This is a genomic window from Rossellomorea sp. NRS-1567, from assembly GCF_050467885.1.
Lineage (GTDB): Bacteria > Bacillota > Bacilli > Bacillales > Bacillaceae_B > Rossellomorea > Rossellomorea aquimaris_C.
Map to the genome: position 1 here is coordinate 184,641 of NZ_JBITPL010000019.1, position 18,982 is coordinate 203,622.

19 protein-coding genes and 1 riboswitch are annotated in these 18,982 nt (G+C 42.4%); of the genes, 4 read left to right on the top strand and 15 right to left on the bottom strand.

The genetic code is table 11. From position 1 onward, the window contains the following. Positions 1 to 36: 36 nt before the first annotated feature. The 4 genes from ACIFOD_RS15945 to ACIFOD_RS15960 all read right to left on the bottom strand — a co-directional run bounded on the left by ACIFOD_RS15945 (position 37) and on the right by ACIFOD_RS15960 (position 5,962). The gene (locus tag ACIFOD_RS15945) at positions 37 to 2,145 is read right to left on the bottom strand and encodes an amylo-alpha-1,6-glucosidase (protein ID WP_430315441.1); all 2,109 of its coding nucleotides are present in this window, start codon (positions 2,143 to 2,145) and stop codon (positions 37 to 39) included. A gap of 172 nt (positions 2,146 to 2,317) precedes the next feature. After that, complete coding sequence (locus ACIFOD_RS15950; protein WP_430315442.1) at positions 2,318 to 3,334, bottom strand: LacI family DNA-binding transcriptional regulator; 1,017 nt, start codon at positions 3,332 to 3,334, stop codon at positions 2,318 to 2,320. Positions 3,335 to 3,881: 547 nt separating this feature from the next. Beyond that, the gene (locus tag ACIFOD_RS15955) at positions 3,882 to 5,327 is read right to left on the bottom strand and encodes a DEAD/DEAH box helicase (RefSeq protein ID WP_430315443.1); all 1,446 of its coding nucleotides are present in this window, start codon (positions 5,325 to 5,327) and stop codon (positions 3,882 to 3,884) included. 434 nt (positions 5,328 to 5,761) lie between these two features. Beyond that, positions 5,762 to 5,962 carry a cold-shock protein gene (locus ACIFOD_RS15960; RefSeq protein ID WP_064094055.1) on the bottom strand — a complete coding sequence of 67 codons (201 nt, stop codon included), beginning with the start codon at positions 5,960 to 5,962 and terminating at the stop codon, positions 5,762 to 5,764. Between the two features lie 286 nt (positions 5,963 to 6,248). Between ACIFOD_RS15960 and ACIFOD_RS15965 the strand changes: the two genes are divergently transcribed. Then, a complete protein-coding gene (locus tag ACIFOD_RS15965) occupies positions 6,249 to 6,494 on the top strand; it encodes a hypothetical protein (protein WP_430315444.1) in 246 nt (81 codons plus the stop codon). Between the two features lie 94 nt (positions 6,495 to 6,588). Here the strand turns inward: ACIFOD_RS15965 and ACIFOD_RS15970 are convergent, their stop codons facing one another. From ACIFOD_RS15970 to ACIFOD_RS15980, 3 genes are all read right to left on the bottom strand, one after another. Beyond that, a complete protein-coding gene (locus tag ACIFOD_RS15970) occupies positions 6,589 to 6,789 on the bottom strand; it encodes a cold-shock protein (protein ID WP_060671790.1) in 201 nt (66 codons plus the stop codon). Between the two features lie 250 nt (positions 6,790 to 7,039). Then, positions 7,040 to 7,189 carry a DUF3934 family protein gene (locus tag ACIFOD_RS15975; RefSeq protein ID WP_430315445.1) on the bottom strand — a complete coding sequence of 50 codons (150 nt, stop codon included), beginning with the start codon at positions 7,187 to 7,189 and terminating at the stop codon, positions 7,040 to 7,042. An 85-nt stretch (positions 7,190 to 7,274) separates the two neighbouring features. Further along, positions 7,275 to 8,048 (bottom strand): MerR family transcriptional regulator, encoded by a 774-nt coding sequence (locus ACIFOD_RS15980; RefSeq protein WP_430315446.1) that lies wholly within the window; start codon positions 8,046 to 8,048, stop codon positions 7,275 to 7,277. Between the two features lie 197 nt (positions 8,049 to 8,245). On the opposite strand from ACIFOD_RS15980, the gene rluF reads away from it, so the two are divergent. Continuing rightward, positions 8,246 to 8,953 carry a 23S rRNA pseudouridine(2604) synthase RluF gene (gene rluF, locus ACIFOD_RS15985; protein WP_430315447.1) on the top strand — a complete coding sequence of 236 codons (708 nt, stop codon included), beginning with the start codon at positions 8,246 to 8,248 and terminating at the stop codon, positions 8,951 to 8,953. A 60-nt stretch (positions 8,954 to 9,013) separates the two neighbouring features. On the opposite strand, the gene ACIFOD_RS15990 is transcribed toward rluF, so the two are convergent. From ACIFOD_RS15990 to ACIFOD_RS16020, 7 genes are all read right to left on the bottom strand, one after another. Continuing rightward, positions 9,014 to 9,430, bottom strand: coding sequence for a DUF1761 domain-containing protein (locus ACIFOD_RS15990; RefSeq protein WP_430315448.1), 417 nt, complete (start codon positions 9,428 to 9,430; stop codon positions 9,014 to 9,016). Positions 9,431 to 9,518: 88 nt separating this feature from the next. Then, positions 9,519 to 9,890: a helix-turn-helix domain-containing protein gene (locus ACIFOD_RS15995; RefSeq protein WP_430315449.1), complete on the bottom strand. Its 372-nt coding sequence runs from the start codon at positions 9,888 to 9,890 to the stop codon at positions 9,519 to 9,521. Between the two features lie 38 nt (positions 9,891 to 9,928). Further along, entirely contained in the window at positions 9,929 to 10,318 is a 390-nt protein-coding gene (locus ACIFOD_RS16000) for a DUF6597 domain-containing transcriptional factor (protein WP_430315450.1), read from the bottom strand. A gap of 195 nt (positions 10,319 to 10,513) precedes the next feature. After that, the gene (locus ACIFOD_RS16005; RefSeq protein ID WP_430315451.1) at positions 10,514 to 11,005 is read right to left on the bottom strand and encodes a response regulator; all 492 of its coding nucleotides are present in this window, start codon (positions 11,003 to 11,005) and stop codon (positions 10,514 to 10,516) included. A 79-nt stretch (positions 11,006 to 11,084) separates the two neighbouring features. Next, positions 11,085 to 12,116, bottom strand: coding sequence for a fatty acid desaturase (locus ACIFOD_RS16010; protein ID WP_430315452.1), 1,032 nt, complete (start codon positions 12,114 to 12,116; stop codon positions 11,085 to 11,087). A gap of 304 nt (positions 12,117 to 12,420) precedes the next feature. Continuing rightward, the gene (locus ACIFOD_RS16015; RefSeq protein ID WP_430315453.1) at positions 12,421 to 13,182 is read right to left on the bottom strand and encodes a TRM11 family SAM-dependent methyltransferase; all 762 of its coding nucleotides are present in this window, start codon (positions 13,180 to 13,182) and stop codon (positions 12,421 to 12,423) included. Between the two features lie 287 nt (positions 13,183 to 13,469). Further along, entirely contained in the window at positions 13,470 to 14,339 is an 870-nt protein-coding gene (locus ACIFOD_RS16020; protein WP_430315454.1) for a 5'-methylthioadenosine/S-adenosylhomocysteine nucleosidase, read from the bottom strand. A 169-nt stretch (positions 14,340 to 14,508) separates the two neighbouring features. After that, positions 14,509 to 14,612: riboswitch (purine riboswitch) on the bottom strand. Positions 14,613 to 14,806: 194 nt separating this feature from the next. Between ACIFOD_RS16020 and ACIFOD_RS16025 the strand changes: the two genes are divergently transcribed. After that, on the top strand, positions 14,807 to 15,706 hold the full coding sequence (locus tag ACIFOD_RS16025; protein WP_430315455.1) for a Gfo/Idh/MocA family protein: 900 nt from the start codon (positions 14,807 to 14,809) through the stop codon (positions 15,704 to 15,706). A 56-nt stretch (positions 15,707 to 15,762) separates the two neighbouring features. On the opposite strand, the gene ACIFOD_RS16030 is transcribed toward ACIFOD_RS16025, so the two are convergent. Further along, on the bottom strand, positions 15,763 to 17,256 hold the full coding sequence (locus tag ACIFOD_RS16030) for an amidase family protein (protein ID WP_430315456.1): 1,494 nt from the start codon (positions 17,254 to 17,256) through the stop codon (positions 15,763 to 15,765). Positions 17,257 to 17,571: 315 nt separating this feature from the next. Here ACIFOD_RS16030 and ACIFOD_RS16035 point away from each other — a divergent pair, with 315 nt between their 5' ends. Then, a complete protein-coding gene (locus ACIFOD_RS16035) occupies positions 17,572 to 18,924 on the top strand; it encodes a glucoamylase family protein (protein ID WP_430315457.1) in 1,353 nt (450 codons plus the stop codon). Positions 18,925 to 18,982: the final 58 nt, after the last annotated feature.

Below are 18,982 nucleotides of genomic sequence, written 5' to 3' on the forward strand. Positions count from 1 at the left end.
ATTTATTTAAAATAGGATTGTTATTCCTGGATGTGATTACACTGTCTGTTTTTCTTTCACAATGTCGTAGCCTGTTGTGTTTTCTAAAATGGTGGTTTCTACTTTGTCTCCTTTTCGCGTTAAGGAAACAGACAGCACTCCATCACCAATCGTAATATCGTGAACCGTCAATATGTTCATTTCATCAAGTATAACCGGATTGAGATGTATTACTTTTGTTAAGCTGTTTGGAAACAACCCTAATAGTGATTGAATAAATACAAGTGGTGTCCCCGCTGCCCACGCCTGTGGAGAACAAGCAACCGGATACTTTACAGCCTTCCCAAATGCAGATTCATATCCGCAGAACAACTCCGGCAGTCGATCATATTCGAAGTGGCGGGATGCATCAATCAGTCCACTCATCACCTTCTTCGATTCGTCAGTAAATCCTAATTTACTTAATCCCAGCAAAGTCATGCTGTTATCATGGGGCCAAATGCTTCCATCGTGATAGCTCATCGGGTTATATCCAGCTTCGCCTTTCCCCATGGTACGAATTCCGTACCCTGAAAACATTTTGTCATTCGTTATCGTTTGACTTACTTTTGCAGCGCGGTTCCCTGACATCATTTCCGAATATAAAACATGTCCTGGATTGGAAGTGATCGTACCTACCTTTTCTTTGTTTTGATCAAGGGCGATGGCGTAGAATTCCTGGTCATCCATCCAAAACTCCTGTTCAAATCGTTCTTGCAGGTTTTTCGCTTCTGCTTTTAATCTAGAAGCTTTTTCATTATTCTCAAGTGCTTCATAAACAGCAGCCAATCCCCGTTTCGCCTGGTACACATAACCTTGAACCTCTACTAAGGCAATAGGCGTATCAGCGTATTCCCCGTTTCGATGAACGATGGAGTCCCCGGAATCCTTCCAGCCTTGGTTGGCGATTCCCTTGGATGATTCCTGATGGTACTCTACGAATAAATCTCCATCACGATCTCCATATTGATCGATCCACTCAAGCGCTCTCCTCACATTGCCTTCCAGCTTATGGAATGTATCGAAGTCACCCGTCCATTTCACATACTCTGTTAAAAGAACAAGGAATAACGGTGTTGCATCAATCGTTCCGTAATAAGGCGTGAATGGAATTTGGTTCGTATTCGCAAGCTCTCCGTAGCGAATTTCATGCATGATCTTTCCTGGCTGTTCGTCTCTCCAAGGATCAACCTTTGTCCCTTGCTCACCGGCCATCGTGAACAGGGTGCCTTTTGCAACCTGGGGTTGGAACGCAATCATTTGAAGGGCCGCAATCAGACTGTCTCTTCCGAATGGAACCCCGAACCAAGGCAGGCCAGCTACAGGAAACTTTCCGTATCCAGTGTCAGTCAATAACACTCTAAGATCAGATAACCCTCTGTCCACAAGGCGTTGAAGCGGCTGGTAATCCGTTTCTACTTTCGTTAACTGAGCAGACCATTCTTTATAAGAGACTTTTAATTTTTGAAGAGCCTCTTCGACAGGTAAAATGTCATCTCTGGTTTCTACATTTTCCAGTGGAACGATCATAAATGTAATGGACTGTTCTTCCTCATGCTGAAGCTCTACCTGGAAGGTAATCTCCCCATTTTCCTTAACGTTTTTCGCTTTGGCATCCCACTGAATCTTTGTCGCACGATTGATATCGTCTGCTCCTTCATATTGGAAGGTGAGGGATTGATCCTCAACGTTCTGGCCTGTCCTCTTTCCTACGTTTCCAGTTTGAAATCCGCGTACGATAAACATATCGTTGAAGTCCACGTCTACTTCAACATTCAACTCAAACGATACAGGCTTTGGATAATAGTTTTTCGTCGTAATCGTTTCATATAACACATCATCATAAATAAAGCGCTTACGTTCGATTTCTACTGATTCCCTCCAGAGAATAAGATTTCCATCCTCCTCTTGGTGGGGGTTCGTCGATAGAATCGTAGACATATAGTTTTCGGATCCATCCGAATGTAATAGAATCGGTTTTTCATTATTAATTTTCACATTCAACTTGCTTAGGTACCTCGTATCATTCTTGTATAAACCAAGTCCATAACTATGATCTGAAACGATATCTCCCTGCTCATCTGTAAGAAGAAATAAGTTGTTTTCTTTAATCACTCTGTAGTTCATATTGGTTCCTCCTACTTTCAAAACACTTTTGTTTGTGAATCTCTTTATTGTTTCCCGAAACGTTTTGGAAACAAGGTAAAAAATAATATCCGTTGTCCAAAACGTTTCGGATTACCCCCTAAATAAAAGTTGGCTTTTACTCCTCTTCATTTAAGAAGGCTTTCACCAACATTTATTCATTTCTATGATTCGAACTTTCTCTTTTGATTAACTTTGTCTCCAACACCATTCGGTGGGTCTTAGACTGATTTGATAACAAATCCAGCAATAACCTTGCCCCTTCATACCCGAGCTGAAACTTATTTTGTTGGATGGTTGTAAGCTTGGGACTAACATATGAAGCTAACAAAATATCATCATACCCTACAACCGAAAGTTTTTCCGGCACTTGTAACTTCAACTCTTTCGCTGCACTCATCGCACCGATGGCCATTAAATCACTTGCACAAAATAATGCTGTTATTTCAGGGTGTGAGGTTAATAATGCGTTAGCCGCTTTCTTTCCACTTTCTTCTGTGAACTCTCCATTTACAACGTAATTGGTATTGAGTTCCACCTGTGCTCCTTGTAAAGCATTTTTATACCCTTCCAATCGCTGCTGACTAACAAACGCGAACTCATGTCCATTAATCATCCCAATGTTCTTGTGTCCATTGTCGAGTAAATGCTGAACGGCTTTTTCAGCCCCTAATACATTATCCGTCGTCACATGACTCACATTCCCGGACTCAAGGGGAATATCAATTAATACGCAAGGAATATCACTTTCGACGACTTCATGTAAATAAGGATCATCGGTTCGAATCCCCTGGATAATGACCCCGTCCACTCTTCTTTCTCTGCAAAGTTGAGTATACGTCTTTTCACGTTGCTTCGAAGAATTGGTGTTGAATAAAACAAGATCGTAGTCAGCACCTGAAACAAACTCATTAATCCCCGCCAGCACTTCCACGATGAAATTATCCTTTACACTTTCCTTCGTAAATCCGGAAACGAGTAAACCAATCGTCTTTGACTTCTTCATGACCAGACTTCGGGCAATCGAATTCGGACTATAATTTAACTCCTTCGCAACTTCTGCAATTTTCCTTCTCGTGTCTTCGTTGACATCAGAATATCCATTTAACGCTCTTGAAACAGTCGTTACGGATACCCCTGCTACTCTGGCAATATCTTTAATCGTAGTCACTTGCACATCTCCCAAAACGTTTCGGATTTCCTTTAACTGAATAATACAACAGCTTGAAAACGATTACAACATTATTTTTCTATAACGTTGTTTTGGTGAGACGTGGGGACAGGCACCCTGCTGGTTGGTCCTTGGTACTCGCTCCTCTTTTCAATGCTTCGTTCGCCGTTATATTTTGGATTTCGCCGTTAAATCATGGATTTCGCCGTTATATTGAAAATTCCGCCGTTAAAATCAGAATTTCGCCGTTAAATGGTTTTCTGCTCAAAATGCGAAGCGGAGACAAGCAACAACTTCCGCTTGGTGCCTACTCTTGATTACCATCGTTCGCTGATAAATTTGAGTTTTCGCTGATATAATCCGGATTTCGCTGATATATCAGTCATCCTTAAAAAATGTCCCCCTCTTTTAACACCCAAAGGACTATCCCCTCACCTTTTTTCGCTGATTCACTCATGAATTATGTACCGGAACATAAAAAAAACAGCGAATGTCACTACATTCGCTGTATGTCTTGGCCTCCTCTTTAGAGAAGGAACACCAATATTTATTTTCTCGCTTCATGAACCTTCAGCATCTTACCTTTGACCGTGGTTTTCTTCATCGCATGCAATACCAGTGGCCCTTTACCATTCAAAATCTCCACATACGAAAGGTTTTCCTGAATGGTTATGATGCCGATGTCGTCTGCGGTGACTCCATCGATTTTTGCAATGGTTCCGACGAAATCGACAGCCCTGATTTTCTTTTTCTTTCCGCCATTGAAATAGAGCTTCATGATGTCTCTGTTCAACTGCTCACTCTTGTCTGATTTAAAATCAGGTTCGGTGTCTAATTTTCGTTCAAAATCCGTCTTTGCTTTTGCCACTGTGTCCTGTGACGGCGGCTGCAGCTTTGGAATCGTAAACCCGATATAATCTTCAATCTCGGCAAGGAATTTATCTTCATACGGCGTGCAGAAGGTGATCGCTTTTCCTGCTAGACCAGCGCGGCCTGTTCTCCCCGTACGGTGAACATAGCTTTCTTTCTCCATGGGGATATCATAATTGATGACGTGGGTAATATTTTCGATATCGATTCCACGCGCCGCCACATCGGTAGCGATGAGATACCTGAATTCCCCTCTTTTAAAATCATCCATCACTTCAAAACGGGCTTCCTGAATCATACCGCCATGGATTTTATCCACAGGGTACCCTGAGCGGTCCAACTCTTCACACAATGTATCCACATTTTCTTTTGTTCGGCAAAAAATAATGCAGCTATCTGGATTCTCAACGGTTGTGACGTTTTTCAGAAGAGTTAGCTTATCGTTTTCTTTCACTTCGATCAAAGAGTGATCGATTTTATCTGTCGTAATGCCCTTTGCTTTGATTTCAATATGAACAGGTTTCTTCATATATTTATGGCAGAGTGCTTCGACATCCTCTGGTAATGTAGCAGAGAATGTCAACGTAACCCGGTCTGTTGGCAGCTCCTGAATAATCGATTCCACCTGTTCGATAAACCCCATGTTCAGCATTTCATCGGCTTCGTCGATCACAAGGTACGCAAGCTTTTCCAGTGGGAATGTCCCTTTTTCAATATGATCGAGTACACGACCGGGGGTTCCGACTACGACATGATTTTTCTGCTTAAGCTCAAGCTTTTGTCTATGAAAAGGAGATTTTCCGTACACTGCAGCCGCTTTGATTCGCTTATATCTTCCGATGTTCGTGATGTCTTCTTTTACTTGAACCGCGAGTTCTCGGGTTGGCGTCAACACAAGAGCTTGAGGCTTATTTTCCCCCCATTCTACCATCTCACAAATAGGAATCCCGAAAGAGGCTGTCTTACCGCTTCCTGTTTGGGAACGCACAACAAGATCCTCCTTCTCCAGGGCCAATGGAAGCACCTTGGACTGAACCTCGGTTGGAGCTTGATAGCCTAAATCGGTTAGTGCCCTTACAATATCATCACTAAGCTTATAATCCTTAAATTGTTCTATACTCATTTCAATACCTCATTTATTCCTTCATTTAGTCTTATTCTCATAGGAAATTGCCGATTCTATTCAATGGAAAAATACCCTTTGCAAATTCTTTTCAAATATCTTTAGGTATTCCATCGATAGTGTGTTATGCTTTACCTAACCATTTTTAACTTGTAACATGTTGTCTCCGGGACCGACGAACGCTGTCGGTCCCTTTTTATATTCTAAAGCGGAGGCGGCTCGACCAGAGGCGACAAGCATAAGGCGAACATGCCGGAAAGGCGCTCTTTGCCTTTTTGGCATGTTTGACTTATGACCTCGAGCCTCTAGCCGCCGGAGCTGGATGTCACCAAAAGCCGAGGCGGATCGTTCAGCCTCCCTAATAATCCCCACTAATATCTATTCCCCAACAATAAAAAAAGGACCCTCCGAGAGAGTCCCTTCATAAAAAGCTATTACGCTTTGTTTACGTTAGTCGCTTGAAGTCCACGTTGACCTTGCTCAGTGTCAAATGTAACTTTTTGACCTTCGTCTAAAGATTTAAATCCTTCGCCTTGGATAGCTGAGAAATGTACGAATACATCTTCTCCACCTTCGATTTCGATGAAACCGAAACCTTTTTCTGCGTTAAACCATTTCACTGTACCTTGTTGCATAATTGTTTCCTCCTGTGTGGATTTGAATCCACGATTTATTACTATCGTTGCTCAATTAGATATCAAAGGCGAAAAGTTTAAATACTTTCTTTCCTTACAGACCGAACAAAAATAATTCTTCCTTAGAATAACAGATAATCTGAGAAAAAGCAAATCTATTCCTATATTCTTTACAAACCAATATCATCTCCCCTTGATTCATCTATTAACTCAGGCGGCTCATTTTGAAATAACCTTTGAATATTTACATTTAAACTCTCTATCAGTAAAGGAGAAACCCATCCTTGTGTCGAAAGTAAAAGATAAAGGGGATGACCCAATGAATAAAATTGGATTATTAAAAAGTTTAAATCAAGCCAGCCGTGGAAACTTCTTTTCAATTGACATTCCTATGACGTCAAAAGAAGAAGCGCAAACCATTGAAAATCTGGCACATGAGTTAGAAAAAGAAGGAAAAATCAAAATCAGGGAATGTGATCAGAATGAAACATCTGTTTACATTCAAGGAATCATCAAGTATGCGTTAACATAATTGTGAAGGGTTGCCTGCAACTTGTACGACAGGCACCTCTTTTTTTTGACAAATAAAAAAGGACTCTACGAGAGAGTCCTTTATCATAAAGCTATTACGCTTTGTTTACGTTAGTCGCTTGAAGTCCACGTTGACCTTGCTCAGTGTCAAATGTAACTTTTTGACCTTCGTCTAAAGATTTAAATCCTTCGCCTTGGATAGCTGAGAAATGTACGAATACATCTTCTCCACCTTCGATTTCGATGAAACCGAAACCTTTTTCTGCGTTAAACCATTTTACTGTACCTTCTTGCATGTGTGTATCCTCCTGTGTGGACTTTGCATCCACGATTTATTACTATTATTGCTCAATTAGATATCAAAGGCGAAAAGTTTAAATACTTTCATTCCTTACAGACCGAACAAAAATAATTCTTCCTTAGAATAACAGGAAATCGTAAAAAAAGCAAATGCTTTTTATAAGTTTCTTTAAGATGCACTATGAAATCCTTTAACTTCCTATATAAAAAGTCCACTTCCCCGAAAGGAAATGGACTTTCATATAACTACTTATCTTCCTGCTTACTCCCATGCTTCACGCCTTTACTTGTATAAGGCTTGTTGCTCTTCTTCTTATTGGCCCCGGACTGCCAGCGATTCCAGCCTTTCTTTCCTGTGCCTTGGCCAGTTCCGCTCTTTTTCTTTGGTTTACTCATTTTTTCACTCCGTTATGATAAGGTTCGTTCTTTCACGTTCATCTCCATATCATAACACTTATTGGGGTTGTAGAGTACTTCTTGTTTATTCCACTTCTTTTTTCTGTCCTGTATAGATGTGAATCGCATCCCGCAAAAACTCGGCCATTCCCTCTTGTTCAGCGTCATAATAAGCCTTGAACCGTTCATCGTCCACATACATTTGAGCAAGGCCGGCATGGGCTTCCTTGCTGTAATGCCCCCAATAGAACGAAATCCATTGCTTATGGAGGTCAGCCGCTTTCTGGGCAGCATCGCTTGCAGGATCACCGGTTTGAAATGCTTCCCCTAAGGATTGTTTAATTTCCTTTTCCAGTTGTGTGACCTTTTCATGGTCTTCCTGAGACATGTTCATGACTCTCGCGTTGGATTCGTCCACTGCTTTGTCACCGTATTTTCCCCTCACTTCTTTTCCGTACTTTTTCTCATTATCTTCCACCATTTTCTCCTTGAATCCTTCAAACTTTTCTTTATCCGACATGGTGATTCTCCCTTCCTTTACCCGTAATGTTTTATCTACATTCGCAATCAGTCGATCAAGCTGCTCTCGTCTGGCCAACAATTCCCCTCGATGTTCCATCAAGGCATGTGTTGCGTCAAAGCCAGGATCATCCAGAATATCCTTGATCTCATCCAGTCCAACACCCAGTTCTTTGTAAAAGAGGATCTGCTGCAGGCGGTCGACTTCCTTCTGCCCGTATATACGGTATCCTGACGAATTGGTCCTGGCCGGCTTCAGAAGCTCAATTTCATCATAATAGCGCAGGGTCCTCGTGCTCACACCAGCAATCTCTCCAAGTTTTTTGACGGTATATTCCATGATGTCACCTCCTGACAATTCTTACTTTACAGGTTGACGCTGCGTAAATGTAAAGGGGGTATTGGAAAAAAGTTCGCGTTTTTTTCTTTCATAGGATAGCCCGACTGCACGGGGTCTATTTAGGGGAATCCCTTGAAAATAAAGTGCCAGTCCGATATTCTTAGATTATTAATTATCAGTTTAAGGTTGTGTTGAGCATGCGTATCAATAAGTATATAAGCGAAGCTGGAAAGGCATCCAGACGCGGTGCAGATAAATTGATTACGGAAGGAAGGGTGACCATCAACGGGAAGATCGCGAAGATTGGCGATCAAGTGAATCCCGGCGATGATGTGAAGGTTAGCGGAGCTCCTGTCAGGGTAGCAAGAAATAATGTGTATATTGCATTAAATAAACCTGTTGGGATTACGAGTACAACTGAAAAGGGCGTCAAGGGGAATATTGTGGATCTCGTCAATCATCCGCTACGAATTTTCAATATTGGACGACTGGACAAAGATTCAGATGGCTTGATTCTTCTGACGAACGATGGGGATATCGTCAATGAAATCCTCCGTGCGGAAAATCAGCATGAGAAAGAATATATCGTCACTGTTGACCGCCCGATTTCAGAGGATTTCTTAAAGCAGATGTCAGAGGGCGTTAAGATTCTTGGAACGAAAACCCTGCCTTGTAAAGTGGAGCAGGTGTCAAAATACGTGTTCCAAATCACGCTGACCCAAGGATTGAACCGACAGATCCGCCGCATGTGTGAAGCCCTTGGATATGAGGTCTACAGACTGCAGCGCACGCGCATCATGAATATTCAACTGGGGAATCTGCCTGTTGGACAATGGCGCGACCTTTCTAAGAAAGAGAAGGCGCGACTGTTTCAAGATTTGGATTACGAACCGAAGGAATGGTAATCATTCAACCGGACCCACCATACGTTACGTATGGTGGGTCCGGTTTTTACTTGTGTAAACCTATCTCCATACCCCTAATATGAAACCCATCAACGTAAAGGTCACAACATTATACCCGGCATTAATGAAGAAAAGTTTAATTGATTTCCTTTCAAATAAATACGTGATACCCATCGCGGTCGCCACCCAGAAAAGCCCTGCTGTGAACCCTGCAGAAGCTCCGATCATCCCGTTTCTGTCAGGACCTAAAAACAGTACCAATACAATCGAAATAATAAGTGAAAGGGTAAATGCACCGCCGAAGATTTTCCCCATGTGACCGTTCTTCAGGTCTTCTTCGTCAATATTGTTTTCCACCATCCAAGCTTTCCCGAATAGAAGGGAATACCATAAGCCTCCTATTACAAAAGAAGATAGTGCTGCCACAATTACCGCTAAGTAATTAATGGATACAGCTGATTGAGCTATCATATTCATTTTCCTCTTCCTTCCTGCACATTATGTATGATCTTCATCCATTATAAGTACATGACAAGGAAAGGTATTGTAAAAAATGGACATGCTTTTATGAAAGAAAATTATCAGATCCGGATGCCCTTCTCTTATATTCTCCAGGAGACATTCCCGAGAACCGTTTAAACTCTTTATTGAAATGAGACTGATCATAATATCCCAACTGGGAACTCAAATCTGCCAAATCGTTATGAGACTGGGAATAGAGAGATGAATAGGCTTTTTCAAACCTGAACACTTGAGCAAGCCGCTTCGGATTCACACCTGTGTGATCATGAAAGATCCTCGTAAGGTGTCTTTGAGTAAAACCTAAGGAAGCTGCCAATGTTGGAATCGATTGATTGGGATTCAATTTCAGCAGATTTACTATACCTGTGATGACTTTATATTGTTTTGTTTTCTTTTCGGATATTTTTCTAATCAAGAACTGATCTAAAAGGGGATATATCTCTGCGTTTTCTTTTACCATGCAAAGGGCTTCATACATTTCCTCCTGAAAAACTCCCCAAATGGAATGGGGGGATCTACCTGGTTGACCGTTTCACCAATGGGGATCTCTAAAAAAGGAAAAATCCCGTGTGGATAAAAACGTATGCCAATTAAGTTTGATTTCCCCCGGTAATTGATTTCTAAAGGTTCATAGTGACACCCCGACAACCAAGATTGGTTTACGCTGCGGGTTCTCCGATTCATCACTTTATAGTTTCCTTCAAGTGCAAAAATCATTTCAATCTTTCCGTTGGGCAGGATTAATTCAGTCTTGTCTTCCGTCCCCGTGTTCAACTCTACATTCCAGTAGCATTCAACCCACGGTCTCAAATCCATATCAGGCTTTCTAACCTCAAATTTCATAACGTATCTCACCTTTATATGTACAGGATTACCTCTTGCTTTAGTAAAAACGTATGGCTCTCCTTTCCTTTAACAAAAAGAGCCCTATTGCTCACACCAATTATTTCAAAAGCTGTGATTTAACTCAAGTATGAAAATCGAAAAAGGGGTCTGCCCCCCGATGCATTAACTGCATGGGAGGCAGACCCCTCAAATTCACCCTGCCGGTGACTTCATCTTATTCATGATCATTGTAAAATAGTTCTTCACCTGGCCTGGTGGGTGGGAAATGTGGAATGAACCAGACTCCTGAGACTCCTTATCCTCTTCGATTAATTTCGGAGAATAGACCCGTGTCCCTTCCACTATGCTGCGAATCGAGGAAGTCAGCTCTTCACTTGGACTGTCCTTTAGTAAATACCCACCTGCATCGAATTGTTGAGCCCGCTCTAAATATCCCTTCTTCGGGAATGTCGTCAATACAAGCAGATGACAACCGACTGTCTTCACAGATTCCAGAGGTCCGTCCCTCTCAAGCATTTCAATATCCATGATAAAGAGGTCTGGTTTCAATTGGTGGACAAGGGCGAGTGCTTCTTGCCCATCCTTTACCTGGCCGACTACTTCCATGTCTTCTTCCAGGTTGAGGATGGAGGTCAGGGTTCCACGCAATAATTCCTGATCCTCTGCAATGACGATTCGAATCATGTAGGTTCACTCCTTTTAAAGGCCTTATCAAGTAAAGACTCCCCTTATATGAAACGTTCATAAGGAGAGTCGGTCAGGATTATAATTCAGGTTTGGCTTCAGTTGAAATTCTTGATTTTGACTTATCCAGAGACTTAACACCTCTAAAACTTACAAATGTTTTGTTTTCTTCATCCCAAAGCTTGAAACGTAGTGATTTTAAGCTTGTTAAAAGTGAGATGGTTGGTACTTTTTGTAATGGCTCTGAATTTTTATGTGCTTCTTCGAGTTTGTAGTTCGGTACTCTCGGACTTAGATGGTGAATATGGTGATAGCCGATGTTACCTGTAAGGAACTGCATGAATTTTGGAAGCTTGTAGAAGGAGCTTCCTTCAACAGCTGCCAACACATATTGCCATTCTTTGTCTTCTTCGAAATACGAGTCTTCAAACGTATGCTGAACGTAGAACAACCAAATACCGATCGACCCTGAAACCATAAAGATGGATCCTTGTACAAGGAGGAATTCCTGCCAGCCCAGTGTTACACATAGGAGTGCGATAAGGGCAACGATGATTACGTTCACTAAATACGTGTTGTTACGTTCTTTCTTACGTGCATTTTTACGGTTAAATCTATTTTTCAGAAGGAATACATAAATCGGTCCTAATACAAACATAACGAACGGATTGCGATAAAAGCGATACGCTAAACGAATCTTAAGAGGTGCTGCTAAATACTCATCAATCGTCAGCGTCCAGATATCACCTGTTCCACGCTTATCCAGATTCCCGCTTGTCGCGTGATGGACAGCATGCTCATGTCCCCACTGATCGAACGGGAATAGCGTCAATACACCCATAGCGGTTCCGACGATTCGATTTACGCGACGGCTTTTAAAGAAAGAGAAATGGGTACAATCATGAAAGATGATGAAGATTCGTGTCAGGAACCCTGCAGCGATCACGATTGGAACGAGTGCCAGCCAGTACGATACTGAAAGGCTTTGATACGCAAGAAACCATAATAGAAAGAATGGCCCCAGCGTGTTGATGATCTGCCATACACTTTCCTTTGTTGTTGACTTTTCATAAGGAGCAACTTCTTTTTTCAACGTTTTTATATTTGTCATGTCATAATTCCCTTCATTTAAGGCGTTGAATTCATTATAAGATAAGCGATATCATCGTGTTAGTAGTAGGTGTCATATGCTGGGCATGACAAATGTCATAAGGGAGAAATTGTCATAAGCCCATCTAAGCTCTTTCCCTTGATATTACTGGATTCCCCACGATAGCAGGACGTTTCCAATTGGTTATATTATTTTTTGAGATTAGAAAAATATTCTTGTTTGGGTGATTTTTTATAGAGGTTTTATAAAAAAGAGCTTCAAAATAACAGAAAGAGCCTGGATTCATCCAGACTCTCTTTCCTGATCATTCGCAAACCAGCACCTGCCGGACAAATCTTCCTTTACTCACTTCACAGCGATCGACGATCTTAAAGCCCGCTTTTTCAATATTCGCGTCCACATCTTCCAAGGTAACAATCACGACCTTCTCTGCAAATCGTCTCGCACTGCGGAGCATGTCAAGCTGCTCGTCATTTGTAATCACTGAACAAAGATTGTAAGGTAGATCGATCACAGCTACATCATAATTGTCGGTTACGTCGTTAATATCCTTTAAAGAGACATCCCCTTTGTATCCAAAATGAGCGATATTCTCTTTCACTCCATCGAGGATCAAAGGATTACGGTCACTCCCGACGATATCTATCCCCATGGATAGTGCCTCCACAAGGACCGTCCCTATTCCGCAGCACGGGTCGATCATTTTGATTCCTTCAGGGTTCGGTGCTGCGATATTCACGACGGCCCTTGCCACACGAGTGCTGAGTGCCGTCGAATAGCTGTGCGGCTTTTTCACATGGTGTAGCCAAACCGCTTCGTTTCTCACATACTTTCCGAACACCCAGCGCTCATTGGTCTTCATCACCCCGAACCAAATGTCTGGATCGACTAACTCCGCTTCACCTTTTAGATGCATTCCTACTTCTTTTTCAATCTTGCGAAGCTTTTTGAAGCCTACTCTTTCCGCATCAAGATTTTGAACAAAAACGACTTTGAACCCATCAAGTGCTTCTAATTCTTCTATTTCTTCAAGTAGTTCTCCAAACTCATTACCCTCGCAGATCATTTCGATTCTCTCCCGAATAAAAGGACTTCTACTGGGATCTATTTTCACTGAACTTTCCAGAACGCTAGATTTAGGGCTCTTTCCAAATAACACTCTTCTTTCCAAGGCACATAGGGATTCCTCGTTCGGCTCCCATGAATAATGATAGATATATTTTTTCGTTTCTATTATGATCAACTCCGTGTGATGATAAAAATGTTGTGTTGCATTAGACCATTGTAACATAAAAAAAGACCCGACCCCGGGCATGCTTAGCATTCATGCACCGTGGGTCAGGACCCGTAACATTATCTATTTTCCATCATTGAAATATATTCTTTCACCACTTCATAGACATACTCCTGATTCGCCGATGCGGTTTCCGGGTTGTATGCTCCACCATTTGTCTTGTTATTGGACAGTACACGGATGCCCAGGAACGCTACATCATAAGCACCTGCAATCTGTGCTGCTGCAGCCCCTTCCATTTCCTCTACAGAAGTACCGTATTTCTCATGGAACCATTGAATGCGGTCCACTTCATTATTCCACACGTCGGCAGAACCGATGGTACCTTCGACGATCTTTCCATCGGTGTATGTATCCTTTACTGCTTTGGCAGCTTGGAGTAAGTCCTCGTCTCCATCGTAATAACGAATCTTTTCAGCATTTGGATCTTCACCTGCACTGCCTTCAGAAGCCATTAAGTCCATCGGCTTCCAGACGGTTGGATCAATTCCTTCGTTATCAGCTTTGTCAGCTGTTTTCAATGAACCCAGGTTAACGGTTCTTTCTCCTAATACGATATCAAATACATGCAGTTCAGGGTCATGTCCACCTGATGTTCCTTGGTTGATGATGGCGATCGGATCGTATTTCTCAACCGCTACCGCAGTAGCCGCTGCCGTGTTTTCCATCCCTTTACCGGTTTTGGCAACGATGACAGGATAATCATCAAGCGTCCCTATGTAAAAAACAAATGATCCCGATTTTTCTTCTTTCACATTTTCTAATTTCCCTGCAAACTTTTCAGCTTCAATCGGCATTGGACCTTGAATCATAATCGGTCTCTCTGCCTCTTCTTCCTTAGCTGCAGTCTGTGAAGTGGAACTGCATCCAGTAAATAAGGATAATGCGAGTACGGATAATGATACAAATAAAGCCAGTTTCTTTTTCATCAAATCTCTCCTTTTTCGTTTTTTCTTGATGGTGATATCTCGCTGTTCTGCCCAAAAGAAAAAGATCTAGAACATGTAGAGTGGTTTCTACTTTCCAGACCTTCGAAGTTAAAGTATACGTGATATGACGTGAATGCCCATCACAAAATGGCAACGGCAAAAAACCGCAAAACCGAATACTTCAACTCGTAGTCCAGTTCTTATAATGGGAACCAGGTAGAAACACTCAGACCATATTACCGAGGATATACGAGTAACGATATGTAATTAGTACAGTGTTAATATAACAAACTCCCCTTCAACAATCAACAAAAATACGAATTTTATTTAAATTTTACATTTTAATGTTCGTGTTTTAGTGAAACTATCCCAACTCACCCGCATCTTGATCACTCTTAGATTTGATATATAAATAGAGAATAATATAATGAAAGAATGATACACAAAAAAACAACGGGGTGAAAAACATGAAAATCGGACTTATTGGACTGGGAGACATCGCCAAGAAAGCCTACCTGCCAGTTCTCTCTGAAAAAGAAGGCATCGAGCTGGTGCTTTGTACAAGAAATGCTGAAACTCTAAATGTTCTGGCACATAAATATCGCATCCAGGAAAAGGTTCAGAATGTGGAAGAACTGATGGCAACCAACATTGACGCGGCATTTGTGAGTACCGCTACCGAAGCCCACTTTGAAATAACGGAGAAACTACTACAGAACGGCATCAACGTATACATAGACAAGCCGATTTCCTTGAACTTTCACGAAACCGAAAGAATCGTTCAGCTTGCAAAAGAAAGTGGAAAAATCGCCATGGTCGGTTTCAACAGACGATTCATTCCAAAAGTGAGAGAGCTAAGGGAGCATGGCAACCCGAGCTTCCTTCTTATGCAAAAAAACAGATACGCCCTACCTGATTACACCAGAAGGTTCGTTGTAGAAGATTTCATCCATGTCGTCGATACTCTGCGATTCTTAATGGATACAGAGGTCCAGGATGTAAAGGTTCAGTATCTAAAAAAGGATGACATGCTCCACCACTTAGTCGTCCAGCTTATCGGCGAGGAATGCACCGCAATCGGGATCATGAACCGTGACGGCGGTGTGACGGAAGAAATCATCGAGTACTCGGCAGGCCATCATAAATATGTTGTCAACAGTCTCGTTGAAACGACTCATTATCATAATAAAGAAGTCAGCCTTTCTTCATTTGGAGATTGGGAGCCTACTTTGTATAAGCGAGGGTTTTATGATTTAGTGGATCATTTCTTAGACTGTGTGGAAAATGGGACAACCCCTGACCCATCGATTGAGGATTCGCTGGTTACCCATGAGATTTGTGAGAGGATCGTCGGGATGATTGAATAGGAGGACAGACAGAAGGGGGGGAGGGGACATGGGATGCCCCTCTCCCCCTCCCCCTTTTAAAACAAAGGGTTTTTCTCTATTTGCAACCAATGCTCAGAGTTCTCAATCTCTCCAGCCAACTGCAACAGCAGATCCTCTCTGCCTTTTGCTGCCATCACCTGAACTCCGATGGGCAGCCCTTCAGAAGTTTGATGTATCGGAAGTGACATGGCTGGCTGTCCTGTTAAGTTGGCCAACTGGGTAAAAGGGGTACGCATCAGATTCTTCTGTGCGATTTGATCAACGATCCCAATCTTTTTCAATAGTCTTCTGAGTCCCAATTTCCCTACTGAACTGATCAAGAATTTCTCTGATTGGGTCGGCTCCAGCTCTCCTATCTTGGCTGGAGGAAAAGCTGTTGTAGGAGTAAGGTAGAAATCATACGTTTCATGAAATATTTCCATTTGATAGGCTGCTTTGTCCCACTCCCTAATACTCAGGATGAATTCTTCAGCAGGGGTGGCCTTTCCGATCAAACCCAGGAGCCAGGTGGAAGGTTCCACATCAGCGTAAGTAGCTTTTCTTCCCAGCACTTCTTCCAACGAAGTTAACAATGCAGCGGTTTCCCCAAAATACATGGTTAAGAAACTTCTCGCAATCTTATGTCCATCCACAGGCACCTCCTTTTCTTCCACATCATGACCCATGGACTCTAGTACTTTAGCAGCTTTCACAACAGCCTTTTCGCATTCGGGATGTACTTCAGTTCCTATGGGAGAAGCTGTGGAATAGGCAATCTTTAATTTCTTGACTAATGGGGTTTGTGATGCTTCCAAGTACCTCCCTTCAAATGGTGGAGCATAAAAAGCAGCAGACTTTTCATACGTTCGTAATTCATCCAGCATGGCAGCACTATCCCTGACTGATCGTGTTAAAACATGCTCAACAGAGGCACCTTGCCACGTTCTTCCGTAGGTGGGACCAACAGGTGTTCTTCCCCTGGTTGGCTTCAAACCAAATAACCCGCAATAGGCGGCAGGGATTCTGATAGATCCCCCACCATCGTTGGCACCCGCGATCGGAACAATGCCGGATGCTACCGCTGCTGCTGAACCTCCACTAGAACCTCCGGGTGTATAATCCAGGTTCCACGGATTTCTTGTCGCACCGTAATGTGAAGGCTCGGTAACAGCCACTAAAGCAAATTCAGGTACATTCGTCTGCCCCAGAATGACCACGCCGGCTTCCCGCAATCTCCTGGTATACTCTGAATCTGTCTTTGCACGGTAGCTTCGAAGAGATCTTGAACCTGCTGTCATGGGCTCCCCTTCCATCTCTTGAGTGATATTTTTCAATAGCATCGGTACACCGGCGAAGGCCCCAGTAAGCTTTTTGTCTGCAACCTCCCTCGCCTGTTCATACATTTTATGAATCACTGCGTTCAACTTCGGGTTGTGGGCTTCTGTTATTTTAATGGCCTCTTCAACCAATTCTCTAGGATGAACTTCTTTTTTCTTCACTAATTCTGCGAGCCCTAAACCGTCGTAGTTTTTATAATGAAAACCCTGCATCCTGCTCACCCCTATTGACTATGTATCTATGACTTTCTACATAATAGGAGAATTTCCTTTTTTTAATAGAAATCAATCACACTGTAGCCTAAAAAAGATGGTAGTCCCCCAATATAGTAGCACCTATGATTGAGGGCAGTGTCTGGATCCAGCGGTTACTTTCCGGTGGATACTGGTATAAAAGACTCAAAAAAGAGGTCATATACCTACAGTTTATTTTCAGATAATTGTTACTATTGAGTGATATACGTCCTTTGATCACTCTTGTATACTTTTAATCGAAACGTTTCACCAAATTGAAAGGAAGTGTCCTATTTGAAGAAATATTTTTCATTGCTGTTAGTTTTATTGCTAATCGTCAGCGCTACGCTCCCAGCTGCGGCTTCTGCAAAGCACACAAACAAAGGAAAAGAGATCGCTTTATCCAAACAATTGAAAGCGATTTCAAAAAATACCTATCGATACTTCGAAGATTTTACAGATAAGAAAACGGGACTCACTTTTGATGCCGTCCGAATGGATAACGGGGAGATCAATGCCCAGAAATTCACTTCTCCTACGAACATTGCCATGTATATGATGAGTACGATTTCAGCGGAGGAAGTCGGCCTGATCTCACGTGAAGAAGCCGTGACCAACATCGAAAAAACGTTGAATTCATTAAAAGATATGGAAAAATGGAACGGATTATTTTACAACTGGTACTATACAGAAGATGCAACGCTCATGACGGATTGGGGTCAATTCATCTCAACTGTAGATAATGGATGGCTGTCTGCAGGACTCGTTGTAGTGGGACAAGCGTATCCGGAACTCTATGAAGAGACCCACGCATTAGTTGAGGACATGGATTATTCCACTCTTTACACACCTGAAGTAGGACAAATGCGGGGCGGATATGATGTAGCAACCGAGAGCTATACTTCTCACCATTACGGTGCCTTCTATACGGAACCACGCGTAGCAAGCTACATCGCAATCGGGAAAGAAGATGTACCGGAAGAACATTGGTGGAGAATGTTCCGCACCATGCCTGAAAGCTGGGATTGGCAGGCTCAAATTCCAGAAGGATATACAGAAACTTATGATGGTGTAGATGTCTTCGAAGGACATTACAGTTACAAGGGCACTAAATATGTACCAAGCTGGGGAGGAAGCATGTTTGAAGCATTGATGCCACAGCTTGTACTAAAGGAAAAAGAACTTGGGAAGAACGCACTTGGCTTGAACAATAAGCGTCATGTAGACATCCAGATTCAATATGCTAAAGAGCAAGGATATTCAGCCTGGGGCATGTCACCAGCAGCCACACCAGATAATTATTCAGAATTTGCCGCTACACCTCTGGGTATGGACGGCTATAAGTCAGACGGTACTGTTACTCCACATGCCACTTTCCTGGCACTGGAATATGCACCAATGGAAGCGTTCAATAACATCCAGGCGTTGAAACGTTTCGATATGTACGGGAAATACGGGTTCCTTGATTCAGTCAATGTAGAGACAGGAGAAGTGACTCAAGCCTACCTCGCTTTAGATCAAGGTATGACAATGGTCTCAATCGTCAACTATTTAAAAGATGGAGTCATCAGAGATTACTTCCATCAAGATCAAATCGGGAAATCTCCAGAGGACCTACTGATAAAAGAGACGTTTTCTATTAAATAATAGAAGCGATAATGATGTAAGAGCCCAAGTGGTTGTATCACTTGGGCTTTTGCATTTA